Genomic DNA, 25,653 nt, shown 5'->3' on the forward strand with positions numbered 1-25,653 from the left:
TGCGGGTTAGCCCGGTTCTCCCCTTTAGGGGAGTTAGTGGGGTGAAGGTGGGAGTAGAATTAGTTTTAATAGTTCGTATTATCCTTCCCTTCCGCACACCCCCTGGCCCCCTAAAGGGGGTACCTCCAACGCGCAATTTCGTTTAAATTGCCACAACCGTATGGTTTATTTATTGTGGACTGCGGGCTGCCCGGTTCTCCCCTTTAGGGGAGTTAGAGGGGTGAAAGGCAGGGAGAAATTAGCTTTAATGATTCGTATTATCCTTCCCGTCGCACACCCCTTGGTCCCCTATAGGGTGTACCGCTGGCGCACGGTTTCTTTTATATTATCACATTCGCATGCATAAAGTATCAACCTACTGACCTACTAACCTACTGACCTACTAACCTATTGACCTACTAACCTATTGACCTACTAACCTATTGACCTATTGACCTATTGACCTATTGACCTATCATCCTACTGACCAACATCAAAATCATCCGTTGTGAATAAATCCAGGTCAACGAATTGTCGGTGGCCTATCTGTAAGGCAAGTGACATACCACCGGCAAGAAAAAAATTGTTCAATGTTTCTTCTGATTGCAGTTCGATCAGAAGTTCCAATGTACCTCTTTGGATTGTATTTTGTGTAACATTTAAAATCGGATTTTTTAATATTGAGCCCAATCTAAAAAGCATCTTTGTTGCCAAACTCGTTGTTGTTTTAAATTTTTGCATCCTCATTAACAACAAGTTAACTCCGGTACAAAAATTTAAAACGCCTTGATTTTGACAAAAATATGCTTTTTATACTGCACTCAATATTGAAAAACAAAGCTGCCCGGTTAATGGTTTGAAACCTACGATAGCCTTAAAAGATTAGATGATCAGATTACTTTATGTGAGGAAAAATGCTTCAAATTCTTTGTAGGAGATTATTTTGGCTAAGGCAAAAGATTCAAGAGTCAGAAGATCATTGTCCCCGCTAATAATAAAATGGGCGTTTGCATCTTTAGCTAAAGCAAGAAGAAAATTGTCTTTGGGGTCTCTGCAAATATCAACATTTGATTCTACCTCAATCAATAAACTACAATCATCCAATAAATCAAAAAACTCATGGATTTGATATGTGGTGAAATATTTACGGATTTTTGGCTTTTGAAAAACTTCATATAATTCGGCTAACTGTTCTTTACATGTAATTATTTTTATAACATCAGAAGCGATAATATAATGTAAACCCTTTAAATGTTTACCAATTAAAAAGGAAATCCAGATATTAGTATCGATAATAACTTTATCGGTCTTGCTTTCCTTCCTCATATCTTTTTTGTCTGACTTCTTCTACTTCCTTTGTTATTTCCTCAAAAGACAGTTCATCGGTTCGTGTCGATTTAAGAAGCCTTTCAAAACGTTTGGGGAACAAGGATTTCTTTAATTCTTCATAAATCTCCAATTTGTCCTTCTCATCCAACTTTCTGATGGATTTAAGAAATTGGTTTTTGTTGAGTTCTATATTAATAGTTTGCATGTTTCTGGCGTTTTATGGTTTATTCAAAGATACAAAAACCGGGTAACTATAACAATGCCTTTAACCTTCATTATTCATAAATTATCTATTGCGATGTGCAACTATCTGCAAAAATCAAACTTGCAATTCTATAGTTGATCAGATATTTTTTGGTGCCTGTCATTTTAGTCTGACTCCCTCTTTTTTTATGTTCCCGAATAATCGAGTAATCGAATGATTTGAACTCCAATCCTTTTTTGAATAAATCAAAGGTGCAATGACTTCGCCTGTTTCCAGCTCTAACTCATAGAAAGCATTCATAAAACGTGTCTCGAATTCAAATGGGACATTGGGCTTATTAAGCAAGATTAGCAAATCCCAATCTGAAATATTTTTTGCAGTTCCACTGGCTTGGGAACCATACAAATAAACTTCAGAATCAGGGGCCGTATTGTTAACGGTCTGAATAATCGTTTGCAATATGTGGTCTTTATTTGTCATAAAACAAATATAATGAACTTGATAAAATAATGGAATCCAAATATTTTAGAGGTTAGCTGAAAGTTCAAAGCGCTTAGGGGGGGGGTATTTTGGAACATTTGTTTGCATTTACCGTCGCACACCCCCTGTCCCCCTAAAGGGGGTACCTCCAGCGCACGATTTCTTTTAAGTTGCCACAAACGTATGGTTAAATTTATTGTGGCTTGCGGGTTAGCCTGGTTCTCCCCTTTAGGGGAGTTAGAGGAGTGAAGGGAGGGGGAAAATTAGCTTTAATGATTCGTATTATTCTTCCCTTTCGCACACCCCCTGGCCCCCTAAAGGGGGTACGTCCGTCGCGCGATTTCTATTAAATTGACATAATCGTATGGTTAAATTTATTGTGGCTTGCGGGTTAGCCCGGTTCTCCCCTTTAGGGGAGTTAGAGGGGTGAAGGGAGGGGTCAATTAGCTTTAATGATTCGTATTATCCTTCCCTTTCGCACACCCCCTGTCCCCCTAAAGGGGGAGCACCCTCGCACGTACTGATTGTGATCGTAGCAGTGGCCTTAATCTTTCAGCACCTTTATTGTCTGTCGGCCTGTTGACCTAATAGTCTATCGTTTTACTCTGTCACCGCTCCGCAGTTCGGGGAGGCCCTGTGCAATAATATTTTTTTATTGTTTTGTCCCCGCTCCGCGGCTTCTAATTCCCTATTAGCCTACTGACCTGATTTCCTAATTCCTACTTTCCTAATTCCTACTTGCCTAATACTCTCCTTGCCATCTCCGCCCCCTTAAATCCAAGCAACTTGTATAGCATCAGGTACGGCCGGGTGGAATGATTTTGGTAAGGGGAGGGGATGTATCGTCCTTTCAGGTACTTTTTATAGAGCTGGTTGGCATACCGGATGTCTTTGTTGCCTATCACCTTCAGAAGCATGAAGAGGGAATCTTCAAAGAAATGTTTTTCCTGTTGGTTATCAGACATGAGAAGTTTCTTGGTATTGAGAAATACCGACTACTTTTTTTTACTTAATGCGGCGATTTGTTAAGAGTTGCGGGGTATACTTAAAGTAGGGGATGAAATTTTAATTTTAATATTGTGTCTTGTTTGCAGCTTTGTAAAGAAGTTCTTTTATTTTCTTCACTCTTTTCCCCGGCTCGCACAACTCAAGGATGTGTTGACGTCCGGCTTTACCCATCTGTTTTGCTATTTCGGGGTTTTGGAGCAAGTAGATAATTTTTTCAGCCATGGCCTCGTAATCAAACTCCTTTACCAATAGTCCGGTTTTACCGTCAATCACATTTTCGGGAATACCATTGTGATAGGTCGAAACTACGGGTATTTCATGTAAGGCTGCTTCTGCAAGGCTAATGGCAAACCCTTCCTGATCACCAGAATTGGCTGTTACACTATGCTGTGCATAAACCCAATGTTTATTCAAAATAGGAAAGGATTGTTCTCTGGTTAAAACTCCTAACATTTCAATTTTATTGGTGAGTTTTAAATCTTTTATGCAATTTTTTACTTCTTCTTCCAACTCACCCCCTCCAATAATAGTAAGTTTGGCAGATGGTATTTTTTGTTGTACAATATTAAATGCATGTATTAAGGCGATTGGATGTTTTTTAGCTGTTAAGCGCCCAATATAAACAATTGAAGGTTCATATTTTAATCGTTCATTCCATTTTTGGGGATTAATATTATTGGCGTTAATGCCTATGCGTATAACCTTTATTTTTTCATTGGGACAACCTGCTAAGACTAATATTTTCCTAATATAATGACTTGCAGCAATGATGCTCTGTGCATATTTAAAAGCCTTCTGTAATTCTGTTTTATAGGTAGCGTCGTTAAGTGCCGAGGTGACATCGTAACCATGCACGTGAAATACGAAGGGAATATTGTTTTCTAAAAGATACTGATAACAAAGTACTGCCGATGTACCGTATTCGATATAGGCTACATCCGGTTTGTCCGAAGGTTTAATGGTTGATTTTAATGCTTTGTAAGCATTTTTTTGCTGATATCGGTTTTTATAAAGATTGCCTTTGCCTCCTAACATTTGACCCAGCTTATAAAGGCGGAAGGAGTTTTTATATCCTTTCTGTGCATAGCCTGTGGAAATGAGTTTTAAGTTATCAATGCCTTTAATGTAATGGGGCTTGTTTCCTCCAAATAGGGTTAGGTCAATTTCATTGTCTTCATTCAAGGCTTTTACTAAATCTTGAATAAACGTTTCGGAGGGGGAGATGTTGGAATGGGTGAAATAGCCTAGTTTCATTTTCTGATCGTTATAATTCGCTTAATGAAAAGTTTTCCTGCTTGCTTATAGCTTATTAAATTTTTTGACTTGTAGCGTAATATGTTGATGAGAGGGAGGGAGGTTAGTGAACAAATGATATAAAACCTGGCTGAAATGCTTTTTTGTAGTTTTTTTGTATTAAACCATTTATTTGGATTGTTTAAAATTAATTTTAATAAATATGATATTTTGCTGATGTTTTTTTTACTGAGTTTTGATTGATAAATAAAAAGTTGAAAAAAAGAATGGAAATAATTATCGCTAATACTTATACCAATCACATTATTAATATAATACCAAGCTGCTTTTGCTGAGTGTTCTGCTTGCTCAAGCTTTTTTGTGGTAAGCTGCATTCGATGTTCATAGTAATTGAGTAATACTTCCGGAATATTGAACGCTTTGCCGTATTTGGTGCATTCACAAATTAATTTATAATCTTCCGCTTGTATCTGGTTACAATCATAATTGAGATTATTATTATCCAAAATCGACTTGCAGATAAGTATGCTGGAGTGAATAATAGAAGAGCCCCACAAGAGCCTGATTCTTATATCTTCATCATTAACCGGATACTGCCAAATATATCCTGTACTACCATTTGTTCTGTTGGCAAAAGTGCCACAAACAACATGCTCTTTATTTGTTTCCAGGAAATTAACTTGTTTTTCCAGTTTGGTTGGATACCACTCGTCATCGCTATCAATTACAGCAATATATTTTCCTTTTGAATATTTTAAATAATGATTTCGGGCAGCAGTGACACCTACATTTTGAGGTAAATCAATAACCTTAATTCGCTTATCAGAGAAACTTTTGATAACCGATAATGTATTGTCGGTTGAGCCATCATTGACTATTATTAGTTCCCAGTTTTTCAAGGTTTGAGCCAGTACACTTTTTATGGCTCTACTTATAAATTCTTCGCCATTATAAACTGCCAGGCCAACTGAAACTAATGGATGGTTACTCATGAATAAGAGATTTGGTCAATTTGAAGAGTATTCGGGAAATATTATAACCTAAAAAACTCCAAAGCCATAAGAAATAATGTTTTTGCGATAAGAAGTTTTTATTCTGAGGTATAAATTCTTTAATTACTTCTCTTATTTTTTTATCCGAAATGTTTTTCATGGACCAGTAACAGAAAGTAAGCAACAAATTTATTGTGTAAATGTCTTTGTCCTTTTGTGAAATTTCATGTTTGGATTTCACAACAATTGGCAGTGAGCTTTTCCATTTACGTGCCAGTACAATTGATTCGTTACTCCACTGTTCATTTGGATTTCCTTTAGATAAATGTTCTATTAAAATGTCATGAACCACTGCTACTTTGTACCCAACATTCTGTACCTGAAGACAAGTGTCAATATCGTATCCATGGAACCCGGAAAATGTATCCTCATCAAATTTTATTGAATCAAATAAATGACGGGGTATTGCAAAAAACAGACCGTCAACGGCAGCAACCTCACTATATTGGCTTCGGTAAGGATTACTTTTATGATGGACAATGGTTTGCTCTTTATTGAGAGGGATGTTTTCTTCCCAGCGGTGAATATTATCCCCTTTTCTCCAATGTTGGATAATATTAAGAAAGTGCTGGTTAAACGGATGTTTGTTCCACCAGGGAGCAGGACAAGCAGGTAAGGCAGTCCCGCCTATGGTTCCAATTAAGCCAATATCGGGGGTTGATTTAAAATGGGCGTCAAGTTTTTGTCCCCAGTCCTGTGTGTGAAAAAGAATGTCTTCATGGGCAAAGCAGAGAATATCTCCCTTACTTTGCTTAACACCCAGATTGTATGCTTGAAATATGTTGTAGTCATTTGCTGTATTATTGATAACAATAAACTCATATTCTGAACCTATTGTTGCAGTAATATTTTTTTTGAATTGGTTCAATAATGCTGGTTGGCGATGACAGACAATAATACTGTTCATTGGAAGTTTTCAATTATATTTAAGATTTCTTTGGACTTTGTTTCCAGACTATGTTCTTTTAATACTTTATTCCTGGCATTGTTCCCCATTTCTTCCCTTTTTTGTGGATTTTCTTTGAAGAAATTAATGGCTTCTACTACTTTAGGAATATTTAGGTATGGGATGGTAAGACCACAATCATTTCCAACAAATTCAGGCATACCCCCCGCTTTTTCAAAACAAATTATAGGTGTATTGAATAGGGCGGCTTCCATGCCTACAATGCCGAAAGGTTCTTCTCTCGAAGCAAGTATAAAAACATCGAATAAAGAGAAGTAATTAAGTGGTTCTTTTTGTGTCCCTACAAACAAGATTTTGTCTTCTAATCCTGATTTTTCAATGTCGTAGCGCAATTGAACTTCATCCTTTTCTTTAAAATCGCCGACCCATATAAAATATGTATTTTGGTGATTTGGCTGGTTACAGGTGGCGATAGCTGTTTGGATAAATAAATCATATCCTTTTCTCCATAAACCACCACCTGATGCTCCAACAATGAAAGTATCTTCAGGAATATTGTGTTTTTGACGAATTCTTTCTTTTACGGATGTTTCCGGCAGTCTTTCAGGAATTTCAACATATTCATGTACAACAGAGATTTTATCCTTCGCAATTTTGTGTTTACCAATAAGATTTACTTTTACAGAGTAACTGTCTGCAATGAATTTTGTCGTTTGGCTGTTTAATTTTTCTATGAGTTGCCTACCGCCATAATGATTGATGGTTGTTTCTAATTCCCTGATATGAGTTATTACTGGAATATGAAGAGTCTTCAGGAATTCAAGCACATCTGTATTTACGATGGTATTGGAGTAAATCAGATCAAAATTTTCTTTTTTTAGTTTCCTTAAAAGCTCATTGTGATAGTGATTAAGTCTCTGTTTATACCAACCTGACCTATTTAAAAGGCGTTTAATAATTGTCGGGTAATGGTTGTACCATTTAGGGTAAAATATATGTGTATTAGTTAATTTATTGAAATCTGTTTCTAATATACCACCAATCCGCAAAATCAAAGTTCCCTTGTGTTCAGTATTTTGATGTAACCATTTTATGAAATTACGGAGTAAAATGGGAGCACCAGTTCGAGATGCGTCGTGTGATATAAAAAGAATTTTCATCTACTTTTTAGTTTTATTTATGATAGGTAACTTTAAAGCAATTTAATTAATTCTGCTTATTAAAGTTTGGTGGATGGCCCGCATATTCTTTTTTAATAAAATTGAATTGATAAGTTCTGCCTTCTATCAAAGTTTCCATTACCAACAAAAATGATAGTTTCAAGAGTTCAGTCTAAAGCGGCGTAATATAGTTGCTACGTCATAGCCATCTCCAAATGATATGACCTTTCTTTTTATTATCATTTTGCTGTAATTAATTTGCATTTATTGTAAAGAGTTGATAAAAACGAACTGTTTTGCTTACCCCAATTATTTTTAGGAATATAGCAATTACCCTTTTTTGTTATATCAGCAGTATTAGTTATAAATTCAGTGATTGCAGGGAAAAAACTGTACTTGTTTAGTACAAGGTTGCGAGCTTCAATGATTTTTTTTAAATTTTTATTGTACAAATCATAATTAATTGCTTTTTGTATGGTTAAAATTGCTTCTTTAGGATTTTGAATATCAATTGGAATAAAGGAACCTTTAGGAAAATATTCCAGAATGTTAGGACATCCATAATAAATTGGCATCGTATAGGTTAAAAATGCATCGGCTATTTTTTCTGTCCAATAGTTATAAAAGCTGCCATTTTCAATGGCTAAAGTATATTTGTAACTCCATAATGCATCAGCTTTATTATAGATTGGATTAAATCCTTTGCCGTAGAGATGATAATTGAAGCCGATGCTATCAATATGATTTTTGAAATTTAGCCTGTCTTTATGTCCATTTGAGAAATCTTTATTGCTTGTAATCCAGCTAATTTGGTCTTGCTTGTTTAACGGATTCCCTTGTTTTGAAAGCAGATGGTCATAAGTTTCATCAATTAGCCAAGGTAGCAGTGGATAAGCGTTGTTTACGTGTTTATGTGATGAATTATACAAGGTCAATACATGGCCAAAGTCGTCAAAAGAACTTTTAATCCATGCATAGTGTTTAATAGGAGGTTCTTGCGTAATAAGTATAGTGTTTTCTTTTGCGCAATTTAATTCCAAATCTTTTGGAGGATAGCCTATAACTAAAGCTACATCGTACATTTCACTATTTTTTAAATCTTCTTCAAGTATAAAACGGCAGTTATTAATTAAAGTTTCCCACTTTTCTACGCCCCATATAATGTGGTATGTTAAATTGAATAATTCGTGTTAAACAAAAGCGTAAATATCTGTGGGTAAGACTTATGCGGCGATGACGCCTGTTTCGGTCGTTTTCATTGGGTTATCGCCTGTTTTATCTAATTCCATCACTACATTGATGAGCTGTTGAGGAATATTTTCGTTGTTAATCATTTTTTCCATTCCTTCAATAATATCAATACCAAATATATCGGCCAATACCAAAACCACCTTTGCCAATATGCGCAGTAGTCTTTCATATAAAGTTAGTTCCAATAAATCCTGCTGCACTTGTCGGAAAATGACTCCGGTTGTCTCATAATCTTCAAATCGTTTATTAAGCGTTAATATTGTATGAGTTATCAAAGCTAAAGTTGCATCAGCGATTTGACCATCAAAATCAGTATTTTGAGATTGCCCCAATCTCAGATACTGCTTGCATTCTTTGAACAAAACCTCTATGGTCCAACGTATTTGATAAAGTTCCAGCGTTTGCACAAAACTCAGGGTTAAGTCCGTTGTTAATAGTAATGTCCAATTCTTCGAATGATTGTACTTTATAAAGAAAAGACGAACAGGATTCCCTTTGTAGTCTACCACCAGAGAGATATAGTGTGACTTATGCTTCCGGGAATAGCAACCCCTTTTTCTTGCATATCTTGCAATTAACTCTCTGCCATTAAGACTTTTGCCATCAATTTCATATTTGCGGGTATCTAATTTACACATGCCCAATACATATAGGCAAGTGTTTTTAATCGATTTGATACCGGCAATTATAGTATCATTGACAAACCAACTGTCCATCAATACATAATCTGCAATAAAACCATGTCTTATGGCACGCTTTATCATCGATAAGCAATTTTGGGTTTTAGATATGTCTAGTTCTTTAACCCGCTTTGCTCCCTTGCTTTTAACATCCCTTTCCTTGGCAAATCGTCTTTTAGCCTCCTTTTTTGATATGCCGTAAGTACCTTTGCTTCCTTTTTCACGGTGCAAAGAAAAATCGGTAGAAATAAGACTTTTACCGTCCCAGTATCCAAGCAATAACAATTTAAATCCAAATATATATTTCCTTGTGATATGGTTGAATACCCGCCCCATGAATTCAAATGTTTTGCCAGTTTTATTTAGGTCGGTATCATCAATCACAAAACATTTTGGTTCGGAAACCGGATCGCCTTTTTCTTCAACATTTCTTTTAAATTCTCTGGCAAAACGGTAAAGTAACCCGCGCCAATTCATCATACAATTATTCATCAATCGGTAAAACGCGTTATCATCAATTTTGGGTAAAAACGAAATACTTTTATGTCCGGAATGGGTAGATTCACCTTTTAATCGGAACAGCAAAAGTGAAACAATAAGAATAGAAACCCGCCATCCACGCTTTTTGGCGGTCTCAAATAAGCCCAAAAACCGACCAATTTTAAAGGCTGATATCGGGTTGAGTACGGCCTTGTGCAAACTTTCATTATGGCATAGAACGTTTTCTAATTCGCTTAATTTTCCTATTTTTGATGACATAAGTAGTGGTTTGTTGATGATTTTGCTTTTTGTCTTGTAATTACCTCAAATATAGCAAATTAAATCATAAAAACCACTGCTTTTTCTTATTTTTTATCCCCTTTTTTCAAGGCTTACAGAAGTGGGAAACTTGAATTATTAAATACCCCTGAACTATTAGGAGTATAACTATAAAAGCCTCTTTGTATCCAATTTATGACTAATACTTTAATATGATGATTTGATATGTTGTTTTTCACTATCCTTTGTTTTGGAAATTACAATTAGATGCTTTAATGGTGCGTAATATTTTGAATAATAGCTAAATTAATACTTAGCCTTATTACCACTAACTACTTTTGCGAATTTTTCTTTTACATGTAAAAAAGGTTTTTCATAGTACTGATATGATAGATATGCTATTAAAACAGTTAACACTAAAGAAAAAATAGCGTAAACTGTAGGAAACCATTTATCATTAATTACACTCAGTTTTATGGCTAAATACTCTAAGGATTTAAAAACAAGGAATTGGTAGATGTAAATACCGTAAGAGATGGTACCCAAGAAATTGAATAAGGGGTATTCAAGGTTAAAAAGGCTCTTTTTGTTTGTCGATATATTGATAATTAAAAAGAGAAAAAGGAAGCTAAAAACAAAGTCTTCAAAAAGACCTAAAAAAGATGTTGGCACTATAAGTAAAAAAACAAGAATTGAATAGACCACCAATTGAATGCTTTTTTGATAAATTATTTTAAATAAATTTTTGTGGTGTAAGTTATTGAAATAAAGAATCGCACCAGTACCTCCAATAGCCATACAATCTATTCTAAATCGCTCCATAAATTTCCAGGAAAAGGAAATAAGGTCAATCCCACTAAAAATTTCCAGTGAAAGGACATTGTTTAATTTAACCAGGGTAAACCGGATGATGGCATACAATAATGCAATAGATAGTAAAAACCATGGCGACCGGATGAGGTTATATTTAATTAGATGTGGCCATATAGCATAAAATTGTTCCTCGCTGCTTACTGACCATAGTTGAGAAGGGAATCCCCCTGCGCTGTATAAGATATAGGCAATATTGGCGAAGAAGGTTGTATATAAAGCAAGTTTGGTTGGGAAAAAGTTATAATTAAAATTTTCGCTATTTAACTGAATTTCAAAAAAGAGAGTCAGTATTAGTATTAAAAAATATAATGGCCAGATTCTTAATATCCTTCTAAAATAAAATTGCTTTATACTAATGGTTTTTGTGGCTTCTTTTTCTTTTAGTAACAAGAAGGTTATCAGGAAACCACTTAACACAAAGAATAGAGTTACACCGAGGTCTCCACTTTTTTGAATAAAAGGAGTGTTAAAAAAATTGGAGGCATTGAATGACTTTTTTAAATACTCGATATGGAATATAAAAACCATCATGGCAGCAATTGCTCTAATGCCATTTAAGGAGGGAAAGTAAACTTTACTATTATTAGGAGTAGACATTTGAACTTTTAAATACTTTCAGTTATGAAGTCAAACGGTTTTATATTACTTCTGAAAAATCGTTCTTATTTTTTTTAATGTTTTAATTAGAAAGTGGTTTCTTATGGCTTTTAATTCATACCGCATTTTATCAAAAACAACATAATCCTTATAAAAAAACTGAAATTCCTGGCTGAAAATTTGCTTTTTCTCTTGTTCATAAAGCGATCGATTTGAGGCAGATAAACCATCATGATTATACATACAAAGAAATGTATCTAATTTTTTCAGGGTGGCGTTCCCATGAACTATCGCTGTTGTAACTATTTTAATATCGGAGGCTATTTTATATGATTCATCATACCATCCAAAATTATCAAAAAAAAACCGTTTGAATAAAATTGCTTGATGACAAATCATATCATGCAAAAAGAAATCAAAGCTTAGCTCTGAGGGATTTGGAAATATTTCAGGAATGTAATTATTAATCTTATCTTTCAAAAAATAGCAATTAGTATATATTATGTCTTCATTAAAATTGTGCTTAAATAAATCTTTTAATGAATCTTCTATCAGCCAGTCCCCACTATTCAAAAACAAACAATATTCCCCCTTAGCCACTTTTATCCCCTTATTCATCGCATTGTAAATTCCCTTATCCGGTTCGCTCACCCAGTAAAGGCCATTTTCAATACCGTTGTATTGTTTTTCGTATTCTTTTATAACTTCTACACTTTCATCGGTACTTCCACCATCGATGATGAGGTGTTCATAATCGGTGAAAGTTTGGGTGGCAACGCTGTCGAGGGTCTTGCGCAGCCCGGTAGCGTTGTTGAGGTTGACGGTGATTATTGAGAGTTTTGGTGTTTTGGTCATTGAGGTCAAGAATTATTGATTGCTTCGCAATGTTTTTTGGGTCGACGAAACGACTGGAAGGAGTTCGATGACTTCTTAAAAAGACAATTATGATGTTGTCAATTATACGAATTTTTGCCCTTCGGGCGGTTGCTTCGCAACTTTGGGTGTCCGCAGATTACACAGATGATTGGCATAGATGAAATAGTGCAGCTGGTTCTGTGTCCCCTTGGATGAATTGGGGCAGGTTGTTAATAATGATGCTGATCTTCAAAATCATTTCCAATAAGTGTTGAGAAAAAGTGGTTCATATAATTAGCAAAGGGGCAGTGCTCTGCTGAAGTTGTTTTTGAGTATGACTTTGCTATAAAATTATTTGTAACTATTTAAAGTCTGTGTCATTAGTAGGTTATAGAGGAACTTTATTTGGGATCCTTTCAGTATATTCTTTTTTAAGAAAATGTGTGTTAATCCTTTGCTCTATTAATTTTTTATTGCCTGTTAACAAGATGATTCTTCTTATGATTCTTGGTAATATAGGGACTTTTTTTTTGAATGATAGGCGGTACAATTTTAATAGTATTAAGGCAAAACCACTAATACTGACACAAGAACTTTTAATGATTTTTACAGGTGGAGCCATTGCTTTCTCAGGAATAGAAACACTATAGTATAAATGCAGTATGTTTAATACCAACAATTCAATAGCTTTTCTGTGTGTAGCAAGGTCTTTGTATTTATTTAGTATATACAATTTTTGTTCAAAATGAATTCCGTTTTTTGAGAGTGTCTTTCCGATATTTCCGTTGTCGTGTGATGTCCACAAGCAATCGGGCGCATCGTTGATATATTCAAATTGTAATTGTTTTACTATTGTCTGGGTGTGAAAATCGATGTCTTGAAATCCTTTGATCTTTTCATCCCAAATTATATTGTTATCAAATAAACTTTTTCTTTTGTAAGTGGGATTTAAACAAACCCAAGGAGGTGTAATGTTAAAAAATTCTTTTAAAACGTCTTTGGATTTATAGGTAGATATAAGTTTATATTCGCTTTCCTGACTAATGGGGTATTTTCCTCTCAATCCGTTAGATATGCAAAAATCTATTTCAGGGTTTTGGCGCAAAAAATTGACTCTGTTTTTTAATGCATGCGGAAACAAAATATCATCAGAATCCAAAAAAATCACATATTCTCCCTTGGCTTTATCTAAGCCAATATTTCTGCAAGTGGGTGCCCCTTTTGGTTCTCTATTTCGTTTAAATAAACGGAACCTATTATCCTTTTTAGTATATTTTTCAATTACATCAATCGTGTGATCGGTTGAACCATCATCAACAATGATGCATTCCCAGTTGGGGTAAGTTTGTGTCAGAATTGAATCAAGTGTTTCTCCTATAAGTGTTTCCCGATTGTAGGCTGGTATTATTACAGATACCAAAGGATTATTCTCAATTGTATGCTTATTATCCATTCTTTAAGAAAAAGTTCTTTTTTAATTATTTCCTCTTTAGTTCCGTGTCACTTAACCTCGTCTCAATCACCTCCGGCACATTCTGAAAAATTCCCTTGCTCTTTCTTTAGTTTGAGCTTCCAGATTATTCAAATATCCTAAAATATCCTTCTTGTTTACGAGATCCGGCCTTGATGGATTGATGACTTTAAGTTTTTCAGGAAGGTTGGTCCATAAAAACGCATCGAAATTATTGTGATTTTGGTGCCATTCTTTTATTTGGTTTTTGTATGCAAAGCTTTCGGGGGAAAAAGAATTTGTATTACAACAATAATAGCCAATGTGACGCGAGGGGCACCCCTCGCGTCGCGCGAGTTCGTTTACAGCTTCCCGGATATTCGGGTATTCTGTGACGGCATAAAATGTTTTTATCATTTTTTCGCCGGGCGAAATAACCAGGGTCAGTCTCCCGTCTTGTGCAATTCTTTTAAATTCGATGGGTAGCCGGGGGCCGTTGTAATGCTATTTTTTCTGGTTTAGTCAGGGCTTCACTTGGAGTGAAACCCTGACTTTCCGGAATGATCCCGGTTAAGAGGGGGGAGGGGGATGGTATATTCGCACCAGCGGGGATTTACAATTTTTATGTGCGACCTGTTGTGCTCTATGTTCGTTCATTCCATATCTCCGGGTTTCTGCTTGTATGAAAAATGGCGACGACCTTAATTGTCGAATTATCTATCTGATAATAAATAACAAACGGGAATTTACGTACAAGATATTTTCTTACTTCTTTGTGGGCAATTGGAAACGTAAAAGGGTTTTGTTTTATATCCTCAAGACTTATATTGATTCTTTTAAAGAAAGCATTTGCTACTTTGGGGCTTTCCTCAAAATAGTATTCGTAAGATTTATCAAAGTCAATTTCTGCTTCGTCTGATATTTCAATACTAAATTTCGTTACTTTCATATTTTGTTTTAATCAAATCCCAATTTTTGAAAGTTGTTTCTCCATCATTAATTTTTTGCAGTCTTTTATCCAATAAGACCCGGTGTTCTGAGGGCATTTCTTCAAAATCCTCTTTTACATCAATAATTTCGATGTAGTCCATCTTTTTAATTAAGTTCAGAAATGCTGCAATTTTTCCTCGGTCCTTTATGTTAACGGTAAGTTTCATAATGATTGCTTTTTAACAAAGATACAAATTTAGAATCAGCTGATGGGTATCAATTGTTGGATTTTGTTCTATCTGTTATGTCAATTAATTTTCAAAAGAAATTTACAATATGTCTGTCGGTTCAGAGGAATACAGTTACCAGCCTGAACCGACGCCGGGAACCCTTAAAGGGAATGGCGGGTTTACTCGAGTAAATGCCTGTGCTGAGCATTTTGAAGCAACTAATTTACTTGAAATTAAGCTGAGCAGAAATATGAATGCTTTTTATTTCCGGGTTTTAAATCCGTTGCTTTGTGCGATGTGGATTGCCGCTCAGCGCTGCTGCTTTGCTTGTCAAAGAAATCCATATCGACGGGTTCTTTGTTGGATTCCGGGTTTTCAATATTGCCAAGAGCCGAGTTAAAAGCATCTTCAATATACTTATTAAAATGCCCGGTTTTTTCTTCAAGGAAATAGGTCATTTTCTTGTTTTGGTAAACTTTGTCCAGAGCCTCTTTTATGATTCGTAATTCTTTGTCGGATATTTGGTTTTGATTGGCGTATCTGTCAATTTCATCACGAAACGTCTTGTAAGCCTTATTTAAGGCAGAAACTTTTTTGGATGCCGGGTTTATGTTGATTAAATTGTTGGTCTTCATATTAAAAGTGTTTGTTATTGATGGTTCCAAAATAGGAAATTATGAAGAAAAGAACAAGGGCATTGGACTGATTCTATTGTTTTTTAAGATGGATTAGCCGGGGTGTGAGTATTGCCCGGGAATTTGGCAATACTCACCTGGATTGGCGAGTATCTGGTTTAGTCAGGGCTTCACTTGGAGTGAAACCCTGACTTCCCGGAATGGTCCCGGTTATGAGGGTGAGGATGGTATATTCGCACCAGTTGGGAATTCCGGATTTTAAATCCGTTTCTTTATGCGATGTGGCTTGTCGCTTAGCTCTGCTGCTTTGCTTGTCAAAGAAATCCACATCGACGGGGTGTCCACAGATGGCAAATATGAACACAGATTTATTGGTCATTGTGCCTATGAGTTGTTCTCATTATTGTAAAATTCAATACCCACACGGTTAATATGATCTTTAAGGCTGTTGTTTTCGATTATATCAAAGGGGATAACGTCGAAATACCAGGGCAGGGGAAGCTCATCATTAAGAATTCCTGACAGTTTGGTATATGTCAGTTGATTAATGCCATTACCTTTTAGTGCAATGTCGATATCTGAACTATTCTTAAAATTGCCCATAGCTCTGGATCCAAACACGATAGCAGATTCAATTTCGGGGAACTGTTTCAGACTGTTGATGATGAGTTCCATGTTCCGGTTATCAATCCCCGGGATGGTCACTCGTTTATTTGTTGTTTTCCCCATTCGTCAAAGTCTTCTAAGAGTGGAAAGTATATTGTTTTTATGTTTTCGACCAACTCTTTGGCCATTGCTTCATCGTAGGTGTGTGCAGAAAGATTTCTGCTGTCCAGAGCATTTATCCACAAATCTCCATTGTTGATGTAATCATTTTGGAAAGCTGTTTTTAAAGCTTCCCGAGGACTTTTTACCGAGAATCCTTCGGCTGTCAGGAAATCTTTGAGTGTTTTCCAGGCCAGTTCAAAGGCCACCTCATAAAACTGTATAATGCCTGCACGTTCTGCATCTGACGGCTCTTTTATTGTTAGGGTATCCTTCAGGTATTGAAAAGCTTTATTAAAGTTTTGAAATCGTTGTTGCCAGCGGATGTCATTGGGTTTGTCCATAGATTTTACGGATTAAAATAGATTAATTGGTGATTGTTATTGCCCTTTGGGATTGTTCTGCGGGCTGCTTGTACTTCGCAACTTTTGGTGTCCGCAGGTGGTATCTGGTTTAGTCAGGGCTTCACTTGGAGTGAAATCCTGACTTTGCGGAATGGCCCCGGTTAAGAGGGTGGGGATGGTATATCCGAACCGGCGGGGATTTCCGGATTTTAAATCCGTTTCTTTGTGCGATGTGGATTGCAAATCCACATCGACGGGGGATGTCATATAAATCTTCAATTAAAGGCGTATAATTGAAATTTATGAAAAAAGCGTTGGCATCAATATTCAGCAACTTATTTCTATGTCCTTTTGTGTAGTTAAGCGAGCGTATCCATTTAAAGAACCGATATTTTAACCTATTCGTAAATGACCATACAATACTGTTAACCTGACCGGTGGCTAAATAAAAATCAGCTGCTTTGAAGTCTTCTGAATCGGGCTGCATCTCTGGTAAAAAGGCATCTACAGTCTCCATAACCCTTTCCCGGTCGAGGAACGCCAGACTTTTCTCAAAATCACCCCATAGATTCCTGCAATTGATAAATGCCTCAAGCATTAACACAAGTTGAGGATCAACCGACAGGAGATATTTCCTGAAATGGTTATAGGACGACTTCATATTATGGTGCAGATCGAAACCATTGCCGGTGAGGTAGAGGTGGGGCATTAAATTATTTTTTTAATGTATAAAAATAAATATATCCGGTTATGTTTTCATAGCATTTTTCACTCATGTAGTGATCTTCCACCGTAATTCTGATATCATTTTGCTCATTGCTTTGAGTTTTTTATTAAGTGATCGATAATGGTAAAAAAATAGTTGGCCGTCAAATTATTTAATTTTATTCGGTGAGGTTTTGACCGTGCGTTTGAAGTCCAGATTACCTCATAGCCTGTTTTTTTTAATTCTTCTATTGCTTTTACCGTTGAACCCGAAGTTCTTGATGAGCAGAGAATGATATCACAATCCTTTTTTGAGAAATCATCCAAACTTTTGGGTAGTCGGCTATTAGGATCTCCTTTACTTTCAATGCCTATTTTAATGTCATCGATTGTCATTATCAACTTAATATCCTGCTGGGTGTAGTCAATGTTTGCTGGTTCTATTTTAGCATTGGGATATTTTTGCTGCAAAAGTTGAGCAGTTTTGATTATGGATTCTGATTTGCCTTGTCTGGCGCGTCCTTTATTTACTAATATTGTTTTCATTATATTCTTATATTTTGAGTCGTTTCCAGATAATATCCAGTGTACACATTATAACTATAAGCAGATATTTGAGATCTGCATTTTCCAGGAAATGATTTCTCCGTTTTTTGGACCAATTTAATTGCATTACAAAAAAGCCCTTCTAGTGTTTTGTTTCTTTTTGTTTTGTAGAACTTTCCTTCTTAATTTTAATGCTGCAATATCACTCTGAATAATCGTTTTCAAATGCTTATTCTTTCCCATGTAGGCAATGTAATAAGCGATGTAGTCTGTAAATATTTTTCTAAGTAAGAATGTTCTTTTAGGGGGTTGCGTGGCTTTAGCACTCAACAGGGCACGGGTGTAGGGTAGGTTTTTGTAAAACGAATGGCCCATTTTGCCGTCTTGTGGGCGATCATGGTAGATGATGGCATTGAAACTAAGGCCTACAGGCTTGGCAGAACTGGAATGTTGTTAGTTATTATTTGTTGCTAATAATGTATTCTCAATGGTTTTTAGATGTTTTTCCATAGTAAAATTTTCTTTTACTCTCTCCTTTCCGGCAGCTCCCATTTTCTTGGCTTTTTCAGGATTTTCAATAATTTCCATAATTTTGTTAGCCATACCATTCACATCATGTTCATCCACCAATAGCCCGGTTTTTCCATCTAAAATAACGTCAGGAATGCCTGCGTGCCTGGTGGCGATAACGGGTATTCCTGCTGCGCTGGCTTCTAATACAGCTACCGGTGTTCCTTCCATATCGCCATTTTCAGCTGTAATTGAATGTTGCAAAAAGCCTGATACTTTTGAAAGGAGGGCTTCAAATTCTTCCGGTGTAATCCGTCCCATTAATTCAATGTTGTTTTCCAGCTGAAATACCCTAATAAGATTTTTACTTACTTCTAATAACTCACCCTCACCGCCAAAATAGAGTTTGACATCCGGGTATTTTAATGTTACTTTTTTGAAAGCTAAAATTGTGTAATAGGGAGCCTTTTTATTGACAAAACGGCCAATTGCTACAAATGATCTTGGTTCTGAAAAGGTTGGTTTTATTTTAAGAAACCGACTGTTTGGTCCATAAGTATTTAAAATAATTTTATTAGCAGGGCATCCCATTTCTATTAGCTTTTCTTTCATTATATTTGAGACAGCGAATACTTTAGATGCATAATCAAACATGTTATTGTACTTCTCCATGTTTTGGGATATAACTTCTTTAACTGATGCGTCATATCCGTGAAAATGCACAAAGAGGGGTATTTTAAGAAATTTAGCTATTGGCAGAATATCTGCACCAGCTGTTCCATATTCTGCTAAAATTACTTCTATATTATTTTCTTTTAAGGATTTTGCAAAACTTTGTTCTATGGGGTTGAGCAAATAACTTGCGAATAATTTTCTTTTGAAAAAGCGGAATGCTCTGTGTTTAATGTCCATTTTTGGGCCTATATATCCATAATTTTCCAGATATTGAGGGATGAAGCCTCCGTAATAATAGAAAATATTACCCTTTAGGTTTTTATGAGCTTGGATAAAAGTCTCGGAATAGGCGTTTTTATTTGGTGAAATAATTGCTATGTTCTTACTTTTCATTTAAACAATTTATTTATATATCTATTAATGAGGTGTTTTTTTGATTCTTTTTTTAAGAAATCGATATTTAAATACTTATCGAATTCATTTTCTTTTATTCGTTTAATTCTATCCGGAATCGGCTCAAGCAAATAGGTTATTTTTGCAGATGAATCTGACTGAGGTACAAAGTTTTGTTTTTTTGTTAATGTTGAGTGGAAGTAATCAAACCTATTCCAAATGCTACGCATATCAAAAAAAAGATAATTCTGTGTCAGTTTTTTCAGAAAACTCTATTAATGTTTTTATATCTATTTTTTCATCTACTGGTTGCAGATTTTCAGGATGCTTATTCTCCAAAAAGTTTTGATGGTGTATTGTTGGACAGGTAAGAATTATTTTTCCTTTTTTGGATAAAAGGTTTTTAATTATATTAAAGAAATTATTTCTTTCTTCGGGATGTATATGTTCAAATATATCAATCAGCAATATTAAATCATACTTTGGAGTTTGGGTTGATGTCATGGTGGTTATATCTTTATGTTGAAATTCTATATTTGGATGTTTAAAAAGTTTTTTGGCTGTGCTTATTGAGTTCTTGCTTAAGTCAATGCCAAGTATTTTTGCATTACTATTAATTGCTATTTCATGGCTGGACCATCCAATTCCGCAACCTATATCTAATACATTTTGAATATCTGTTTCAAGATTTTGTAAGGCAAATAATATTGCAGCCTCCACTCTTTTGTTTCCATGAACGTAATCAAGAATTAATCTTTTAGGAAATTGTTCATAGTATTCCTGTTGTTCTTTTTTGCTTTTCATTAAGAATTTTTGCTTTTAGTTATTTCCCATGTATTATCTTCAATGAAAGTAGCATGGCTGTTATACCAATAATAATCACGTATTTCGCCTAATACTTTTACCTCGAATTGGCACACTTGCTCTAGTGTTTCAAATTTTGTCTTAGAAAATTTGTCTGCAAAATGAACTTTTAAGCTGTATGTATCTGGATATAATCTACTTTTGGGAATTTTGGATGTTAATATATATTCCCCTACTTCATTTGCAAATTCTTGTTCTTCGTTTAGTACTAAAACATGCATTACTGGAATGCCTCTTGAGTTAATTACTTGATAAGATAAGGCAGCTGATTTAATGGGTTTCGGTATTTTTATTACAAATTCAAAAACAAGGGGTTTCATTATTTCATGTGTTGCTCCTTGCATTGAAGTATTAACTTTTATTGATTTTATATATGGTTTGTCCGACTTGGGTTTATTTGAAAAATAATTTTCAGATGCTGCATTATTTTGCAGGTAAAAATTAATTGCTTTATCCGTTGTTCCTGTAAAAAAAATTTCACCTCTTTCCATCACAACTGTTCTTTCTGTTAAAGTAGATACAGACTGCATATTATGACTCACAAACAGCACCGTCCGACCATCATTGGTACTTACATCCTGCATTTTTCCGATGGCCTTTTTCTGGAATTCGGCATCGCCCACGGCCAGCACTTCATCCACCACGAGGATTTCCGGTTCCAGGTGGGCGGCTACGGCAAAGCCCAGGCGAACCTTCATGCCGCTGGAGTAGCGTTTCACGGGGGTGTCGAGGTATTTGGCCACGCCGGCAAACTCCACGATCTCGTCGAGCTTGCGGGTGATCTCCCACTTGCGCATGCCCATGATGGTGCCATTCATGTAGATGTTTTCGCGGCCGGTCATTTCGGGGTGAAAACCTGTTCCCACTTCGAGAAGTGAGGCGAGCCGGCCTTTTACTTTAATGACACCGGTGGTGGGGGAGGTGACGCGGCTCAGCACTTTCAGGAGGGTACTTTTACCGGCACCGTTTTTCCCGATGATACCCAGCACTTCGCCCTCTTTCACTTCCAGGTTGATGTCCTTGAGAGCAGCGACATGCTCGCCCTTGGAGGCCTTGGCGGTGCGGTCGTTGACGCCGCCCACGAGAGCGTAGGGGTCGTCTTTGCCGCGGATATTCATTTGCCACCAGCGGTTGAGGTCATGGCTTAGAGTACCGGTGCCTATTTCACCTAATCTGTAAATTTTGGAAAGGTTTTCTATTTTGATTACTGTATTGCTCATTTTTTTCAACTAATTATTTTGCCCTTCGGGTGGTTGCTGCGCAACTTTTTTTTGTCACCGAATGGCGCGAATTACACGAATTAAAAGAACTGCAAGCAGTTCTTAAAGAATATTACTTCGGAACAAATATTAAAGTCGAAGATTTAAAATTCATTCGTGTTCATTCGTGTCATTCGGTGACAGCAAACAAAACGGCGCAGCCGTAAAATTCATTTGTGGACTTACACAGTGTCAATAAAGTTTCTTTCTGTTTTATGAAATACCACGATACCAGCTGTCAGCAGTGTCGTTGCAAAGACGATACTGTATCCTAAGCTCATCCAGCTGAAATGGCCGGCACCCAGGAAGGCAAATTTGAATGTCTCCATGAGCGGGGTGATGGGATTGGCCATGATGAGCATTTTAAGTTTCCCTTCGGGTATGGTGCTGAGCGGATAAATCACCGGCGTGGCATACATGAGTAGTTGTACCCCGAACTGGATGAGGAAGGTGAGGTCGCGGTATTTGGTGGTGAGGCTGGTGAAGATGAGACCTGCGCCCAGGCCGAACATAGCCATCAGGAGCACCAGCAGGGGCAGCAACAAAATATGCATGTTGGGTTGTACACTGGTTTCTTGCGTAATGAGATAAAAGGCATAGACGGCCAGGAAAAAGACAAACTGTATCCCGAATTTTATGAGTCCCGAGGTAATTTTAGCCAAGGGCATGATGAGTCGCGGGAAATAGACCTTACCAAAGATATCGGCATTCTCCTTGAAGGTTTTGGAGGTGGTGTTGAAACTCTCGGCAAAGTAGTTCCAGAGGACCACTCCTGACAGGTAAAAGAGGGCGCCGGGGACACCATCGGTACTAATCTTGGCGATATTGCCAAACACCAGGATATAAATGGCGGTGGTGAGGATGGGTTGCACCACAAACCAGATAGGGCCGAGGATGGTCTGTTTGTACACGGTGACCACATCGCGTTTCACAAACATATTGAGCAAGTCGCGGTATTGCCACAACTCTTTAAAATTGATATCGAATGCATGTCGCTTGGGGCGGATGATGAGTTCGTAATTTTCAGCCATTGGTTATTTGTGAGGTGGGTTGCTTGCGCAACGGTTTGTTATTGTCAACAATTTTTTGAATTTCTTATGCACTTCGTGCCGCGTTGTTGCTTGCGCAACGTTAATTGTCCACAGATTTCACAGATTCTTGTATTTCTCTTTAAGCGCTTCGTAAAGTATATCATCGTCCGATATATCGGTTGGGGGATATGGACGATAATATTTTAGTTTGAGCTGAAGCAGAGTGTTCTCCGGGTATTTTTCGGCAAGAGCCTTTAGCTCGATGTATGTTGGGTCTTCGTTATAGTTCATAGATATTTACATTTGGAAGCTAAACGATCTCAATACCCTTTTTTTTGATATTCTCAATTAGAGGTGAATTTTCTTTATTATGGAACTGGTCAGCGTAAATGAAACGAGCATGGCAAAGTTTGCCTTAATAGATTATCAGATTTTTAGATATAAGATTTAAGATGAAATGAGCATAAATAGATTTTCCACAACAGAACATGTATAAGTTCTTGCATGCGAGTTCCATCCGCCCTTTATAATTAAATTTTATACGGATGAAAAACAAAGCAGCCCGGTTAAGGGTTTTTTTATCTAAATAACCGGCATTTACCTTATGTTTTTAATGCCGTAGGTCTGAAACAGAATTTTTAAATCATTTAAATCACCTCTGTTCATTACTCTTTCAATAATCAGCGCTTTATGCTTTTCACTATCTATTTTGTTTTTGTCGATACCTCAAAAAAGGTGTTGTGACAGTTCAGATAATTCCATTTTTCAGAATTTTTTGGAAAGGTTGACATCAACGAGAAACGAAGCTTTTTCAGCTTGCTTAGATATCATAGTCTAAGATTGATTCGCTTTTTCAATAGGGTTCCGTTTTTAGGGTTCTGAGTGCGGGTTGGCGGTTCCCCTTTTAGGGGGTTAGGGGGTGTGCGACAGGGTTATGCGTTTCGTGTTTCTCCGCATATTCGCGGAGATATTTTTTACAACCTAAGTTTTTGTAAGCAAGCGGTCGCCCGGTTATCTGAAAATGGCTACGCCATTCTTATCTGTGGTGAACGAATTGAACGTATTACGCGAATTTAATAATTGAGTGCAGTATAAAAAGCATATTTTTGTCAAAATCAAGGCGTTTTAAATTTTTGTACCGGAGTTAACTTGTTGTTAATGAGGATGCAAAAATTTAAAACAACAACCAGTTTGGCAACAAAGATGCTTTTTAGACTGGGCTCATAGCCGTTTTCAGAGCTTTTCTTATATAGCGCACCCGTATTAAAAAGAGGGCATCTATGAATTAATTCTTTGGAAAAACTGAATTCAATACTTGCTGTCGCTAGTATTATTTTTTCAATTAGTTATACAGAGTGCACGGAGCACATCACAGAGATTCACAGAGAAAAATATGCTTTTTATACAGCACTCATTATAGATTCTGTAGGTATTGGGCCACTACTAATTTGATATATTGTTTAATTTGTTCCCAATCTTGTTGTATGAGCATGATTGGGAGTTCATTTGATTTAAAACTTCAAACTCATCAGCATCAACTTTTCCAAACAGGTCAAGATCAATAGATTTTCTGTGGCCCATTTGTAGAGCCAGCGCAGTGCCACCAACCAGCCGCAAATTTTTAAATGCCGGTTTTGCCTGTAATTGTTTTAAAAGTTCCAGTGTTGCGGCATCGATTGTTTCGAGGTATAACATGTAAATTTTTCAACAGGTGTGTTGCAAATAAGCGAAATAAAACTGGCAGTTTTGGGGTCGAGGTCCCGTATTTTTGTAGCTACTGCCTCTATTTCCTGCAGGCTGTAGATTTGCTGTAGTAATTTCCAGTCTTTAATGAGGCCGTACTCCAAAACTCTTTGAATAATTGTCTTCTTACTTTTGACAATATCCAGTTTTTCTTTATTAATATCCCAGAACAGATGGTCTGATAGTTGAGAAACGATTTGGGCTTTATTACTTTTATTGGCTGACATGTTACTGGTATTGGTTAAAGATAATAATCATTTGTTGTGAACAAATCGAGGTCAATGGATTACCTGTGTCCAATTTGCAGGGCCAATGATGTGCCGCCGGCAAGACAGAAATTGTTCAATATAGTTTCAGACTGCAACCTGGTCAGAAGTTCCAATGTACCTGGTTGGACTGTATTTTGTGTAACATTTAAAATCAGATTTTTTCAAATTGAAACGAGCATGGGAAGGTTTGCCTTAATAGATCATTAGGTCATTAGGTCATTAGGTCATTAGGTCATTAGGTCATTAGATTATTAGATCATTAGAATGTTAGATTGTTAGCTAATGTGATAAAACTTATAACATTCTAACAACTAACAACTAACAATTTTAACAACATTAACAACTTTAACAACTTTAACAATTCTAACAGTCGTAACAATTTATTAAATGTAAGATAAAACGGGCCTGACAAGGCATACCACAACAAGAACATGTATAAAACTCAATCATGCGAGTTCCATCAGACCAATAACTTAAGTTAATTTTATGCGGATGAAAACTCTGTGAAATAATGAATTGCTTCATTCCACGCCTTCGGCACGGTGACCCACAGTTGACCACCCATGCCTGAAAAAAGTCATCATTTTATTACGATGCAAAAATACAGAAGTTTCGGTGAAAGGAGTAATATCGAAAGGAAATTTTATGGCGAGGGAAGGGGGAAATTCGTCAATTGGTTGATTGATTTATTGGGTTTCCGGGTTTCGGGTTCCGGGTTTCCGAGTTCCGGGTTCAGGGTTCTGTGTTTTGTGTTCTGAGTTGGGGGTTGGGTTTTACGGGTTGGCCGTTCCCCCTTTAGGGGGTCAGGGGGTGTGTGACAGGGTTCTGAGTTCCAGGGTTCCGGGTTTCGAGTTCAGAGTTTTGGGTTTTGCGGGTTCTGGATTTCGAGTTCCGAGTTCCGAGTTCCGTGTTTTG

General features: G+C 36.5%; 31 protein-coding genes. All 31 read right to left on the reverse strand.

From position 1 onward, the window contains the following. Window positions 1-459: 459 nt before the first annotated feature. Window positions 460-720, reverse strand: coding sequence for a hypothetical protein (locus ATH1_RS21405; RefSeq protein WP_156062755.1), 261 nt, complete (start codon window positions 718-720; stop codon window positions 460-462). Window positions 721-879: 159 nt separating this feature from the next. Next, window positions 880-1,305 (reverse strand): putative toxin-antitoxin system toxin component, PIN family, encoded by a 426-nt coding sequence (locus ATH1_RS0107185; protein WP_010419502.1) that lies wholly within the window; start codon window positions 1,303-1,305, stop codon window positions 880-882. Continuing rightward, window positions 1,280-1,513, reverse strand: a complete 234-nt coding sequence (gene vap15, locus ATH1_RS0107190) for a type II toxin-antitoxin system VapB15 family antitoxin (protein WP_010419505.1) — start codon at window positions 1,511-1,513, stop codon at window positions 1,280-1,282. Before vap15 ends, ATH1_RS0107185 begins: the two co-directional genes overlap by 26 nt. 159 nt (window positions 1,514-1,672) lie before the next feature. Next, on the reverse strand, window positions 1,673-1,993 hold the full coding sequence (locus ATH1_RS0107195; RefSeq protein ID WP_029164007.1) for a nucleotidyltransferase domain-containing protein: 321 nt from the start codon (window positions 1,991-1,993) through the stop codon (window positions 1,673-1,675). 734 nt (window positions 1,994-2,727) lie between these two features. Continuing rightward, a complete protein-coding gene (locus tag ATH1_RS21100; RefSeq protein WP_139035298.1) occupies window positions 2,728-2,958 on the reverse strand; it encodes a hypothetical protein in 231 nt (76 codons plus the stop codon). Window positions 2,959-3,064: 106 nt separating this feature from the next. Continuing rightward, window positions 3,065-4,255, reverse strand: a complete 1,191-nt coding sequence (locus ATH1_RS20095; protein WP_010419512.1) for a glycosyltransferase family 4 protein — start codon at window positions 4,253-4,255, stop codon at window positions 3,065-3,067. Beyond that, window positions 4,252-5,247: a glycosyltransferase family 2 protein gene (locus ATH1_RS19160; protein WP_010419514.1), complete on the reverse strand. Its 996-nt coding sequence runs from the start codon at window positions 5,245-5,247 to the stop codon at window positions 4,252-4,254. The genes ATH1_RS20095 and ATH1_RS19160 overlap by 4 nt, the downstream gene beginning before the upstream one ends. After that, a complete protein-coding gene (locus tag ATH1_RS0107215; RefSeq protein ID WP_010419517.1) occupies window positions 5,240-6,214 on the reverse strand; it encodes a glycosyltransferase in 975 nt (324 codons plus the stop codon). The genes ATH1_RS19160 and ATH1_RS0107215 overlap by 8 nt, the downstream gene beginning before the upstream one ends. Then, complete coding sequence (locus ATH1_RS0107220; protein ID WP_010419520.1) at window positions 6,211-7,374, reverse strand: glycosyltransferase family 4 protein; 1,164 nt, start codon at window positions 7,372-7,374, stop codon at window positions 6,211-6,213. Before ATH1_RS0107220 ends, ATH1_RS0107215 begins: the two co-directional genes overlap by 4 nt. 239 nt (window positions 7,375-7,613) lie before the next feature. Further along, window positions 7,614-8,456: a glycosyltransferase family 10 domain-containing protein gene (locus tag ATH1_RS20100; RefSeq protein WP_010419523.1), complete on the reverse strand. Its 843-nt coding sequence runs from the start codon at window positions 8,454-8,456 to the stop codon at window positions 7,614-7,616. 141 nt (window positions 8,457-8,597) lie between these two features. After that, on the reverse strand, window positions 8,598-10,064 hold the full coding sequence (locus tag ATH1_RS19170; RefSeq protein WP_010419525.1) for an IS4 family transposase: 1,467 nt from the start codon (window positions 10,062-10,064) through the stop codon (window positions 8,598-8,600). 306 nt (window positions 10,065-10,370) lie between these two features. Then, complete coding sequence (locus tag ATH1_RS0107235; RefSeq protein ID WP_010419527.1) at window positions 10,371-11,534, reverse strand: acyltransferase family protein; 1,164 nt, start codon at window positions 11,532-11,534, stop codon at window positions 10,371-10,373. Window positions 11,535-11,579: 45 nt separating this feature from the next. Continuing rightward, the gene (locus ATH1_RS0107240) at window positions 11,580-12,389 is read right to left on the reverse strand and encodes a glycosyltransferase family 2 protein (RefSeq protein WP_010419529.1); all 810 of its coding nucleotides are present in this window, start codon (window positions 12,387-12,389) and stop codon (window positions 11,580-11,582) included. 388 nt (window positions 12,390-12,777) lie between these two features. Then, window positions 12,778-13,842, reverse strand: coding sequence for a glycosyltransferase family 2 protein (locus ATH1_RS20105; RefSeq protein ID WP_010419531.1), 1,065 nt, complete (start codon window positions 13,840-13,842; stop codon window positions 12,778-12,780). A 66-nt stretch (window positions 13,843-13,908) separates the two neighbouring features. Further along, a complete protein-coding gene (locus tag ATH1_RS0107250) occupies window positions 13,909-14,256 on the reverse strand; it encodes a hypothetical protein (protein WP_010419533.1) in 348 nt (115 codons plus the stop codon). Between the two features lie 226 nt (window positions 14,257-14,482). Continuing rightward, on the reverse strand, window positions 14,483-14,788 hold the full coding sequence (locus ATH1_RS0107255; RefSeq protein ID WP_010419538.1) for a type II toxin-antitoxin system RelE/ParE family toxin: 306 nt from the start codon (window positions 14,786-14,788) through the stop codon (window positions 14,483-14,485). Beyond that, on the reverse strand, window positions 14,769-14,996 hold the full coding sequence (locus tag ATH1_RS0107260) for a hypothetical protein (RefSeq protein ID WP_010419540.1): 228 nt from the start codon (window positions 14,994-14,996) through the stop codon (window positions 14,769-14,771). The genes ATH1_RS0107255 and ATH1_RS0107260 overlap by 20 nt, the downstream gene beginning before the upstream one ends. A 236-nt stretch (window positions 14,997-15,232) precedes the next feature. Beyond that, the gene (locus ATH1_RS0107265) at window positions 15,233-15,634 is read right to left on the reverse strand and encodes a hypothetical protein (protein ID WP_010419543.1); all 402 of its coding nucleotides are present in this window, start codon (window positions 15,632-15,634) and stop codon (window positions 15,233-15,235) included. Window positions 15,635-15,767: 133 nt separating this feature from the next. Beyond that, window positions 15,768-16,013 carry a hypothetical protein gene (locus ATH1_RS0107275; RefSeq protein WP_010419546.1) on the reverse strand — a complete coding sequence of 82 codons (246 nt, stop codon included), beginning with the start codon at window positions 16,011-16,013 and terminating at the stop codon, window positions 15,768-15,770. 5 nt (window positions 16,014-16,018) lie between these two features. Continuing rightward, window positions 16,019-16,363, reverse strand: coding sequence for a nucleotidyltransferase family protein (locus ATH1_RS0107280; RefSeq protein WP_044115029.1), 345 nt, complete (start codon window positions 16,361-16,363; stop codon window positions 16,019-16,021). Further along, window positions 16,336-16,743: a nucleotidyltransferase substrate binding protein gene (locus tag ATH1_RS0107285; RefSeq protein ID WP_010419549.1), complete on the reverse strand. Its 408-nt coding sequence runs from the start codon at window positions 16,741-16,743 to the stop codon at window positions 16,336-16,338. Before ATH1_RS0107285 ends, ATH1_RS0107280 begins: the two co-directional genes overlap by 28 nt. Before the next feature lie 121 nt (window positions 16,744-16,864). Continuing rightward, window positions 16,865-17,452, reverse strand: a complete 588-nt coding sequence (locus ATH1_RS19180) for an AbiH family protein (RefSeq protein ID WP_010419552.1) — start codon at window positions 17,450-17,452, stop codon at window positions 16,865-16,867. 104 nt (window positions 17,453-17,556) lie between these two features. After that, the gene (locus ATH1_RS0107295; RefSeq protein ID WP_010419555.1) at window positions 17,557-17,994 is read right to left on the reverse strand and encodes a hypothetical protein; all 438 of its coding nucleotides are present in this window, start codon (window positions 17,992-17,994) and stop codon (window positions 17,557-17,559) included. A gap of 453 nt (window positions 17,995-18,447) precedes the next feature. Then, window positions 18,448-19,572 carry a glycosyltransferase gene (locus ATH1_RS19185; protein WP_010419560.1) on the reverse strand — a complete coding sequence of 375 codons (1,125 nt, stop codon included), beginning with the start codon at window positions 19,570-19,572 and terminating at the stop codon, window positions 18,448-18,450. Window positions 19,573-19,803: 231 nt separating this feature from the next. After that, complete coding sequence (locus tag ATH1_RS0107320) at window positions 19,804-20,376, reverse strand: class I SAM-dependent methyltransferase (protein WP_010419564.1); 573 nt, start codon at window positions 20,374-20,376, stop codon at window positions 19,804-19,806. Continuing rightward, window positions 20,376-21,656, reverse strand: a complete 1,281-nt coding sequence (locus ATH1_RS0107325) for an ABC transporter ATP-binding protein (RefSeq protein ID WP_010419566.1) — start codon at window positions 21,654-21,656, stop codon at window positions 20,376-20,378. Before ATH1_RS0107325 ends, ATH1_RS0107320 begins: the two co-directional genes overlap by 1 nt. A gap of 221 nt (window positions 21,657-21,877) precedes the next feature. Next, on the reverse strand, window positions 21,878-22,726 hold the full coding sequence (locus ATH1_RS0107335) for an ABC transporter permease (RefSeq protein ID WP_010419572.1): 849 nt from the start codon (window positions 22,724-22,726) through the stop codon (window positions 21,878-21,880). Between the two features lie 117 nt (window positions 22,727-22,843). Next, entirely contained in the window at window positions 22,844-23,017 is a 174-nt protein-coding gene (locus ATH1_RS21410; protein ID WP_010419575.1) for a hypothetical protein, read from the reverse strand. A gap of 306 nt (window positions 23,018-23,323) precedes the next feature. Next, window positions 23,324-23,449 carry a DUF6922 domain-containing protein gene (locus tag ATH1_RS22775; RefSeq protein WP_425358286.1) on the reverse strand — a complete coding sequence of 42 codons (126 nt, stop codon included), beginning with the start codon at window positions 23,447-23,449 and terminating at the stop codon, window positions 23,324-23,326. Between the two features lie 720 nt (window positions 23,450-24,169). Then, on the reverse strand, window positions 24,170-24,421 hold the full coding sequence (locus ATH1_RS19190; protein WP_010419577.1) for a nucleotidyl transferase AbiEii/AbiGii toxin family protein: 252 nt from the start codon (window positions 24,419-24,421) through the stop codon (window positions 24,170-24,172). Next, window positions 24,376-24,696, reverse strand: a complete 321-nt coding sequence (locus tag ATH1_RS0107350) for a DUF6922 domain-containing protein (RefSeq protein ID WP_010419579.1) — start codon at window positions 24,694-24,696, stop codon at window positions 24,376-24,378. Before ATH1_RS0107350 ends, ATH1_RS19190 begins: the two co-directional genes overlap by 46 nt. Window positions 24,697-25,653 lie beyond the last annotated feature (957 nt).

Source organism: Anaerophaga thermohalophila DSM 12881, from assembly GCF_000191885.1.
GTDB classification, from domain to species: Bacteria; Bacteroidota; Bacteroidia; order Bacteroidales; family Marinilabiliaceae; genus Anaerophaga; species Anaerophaga thermohalophila.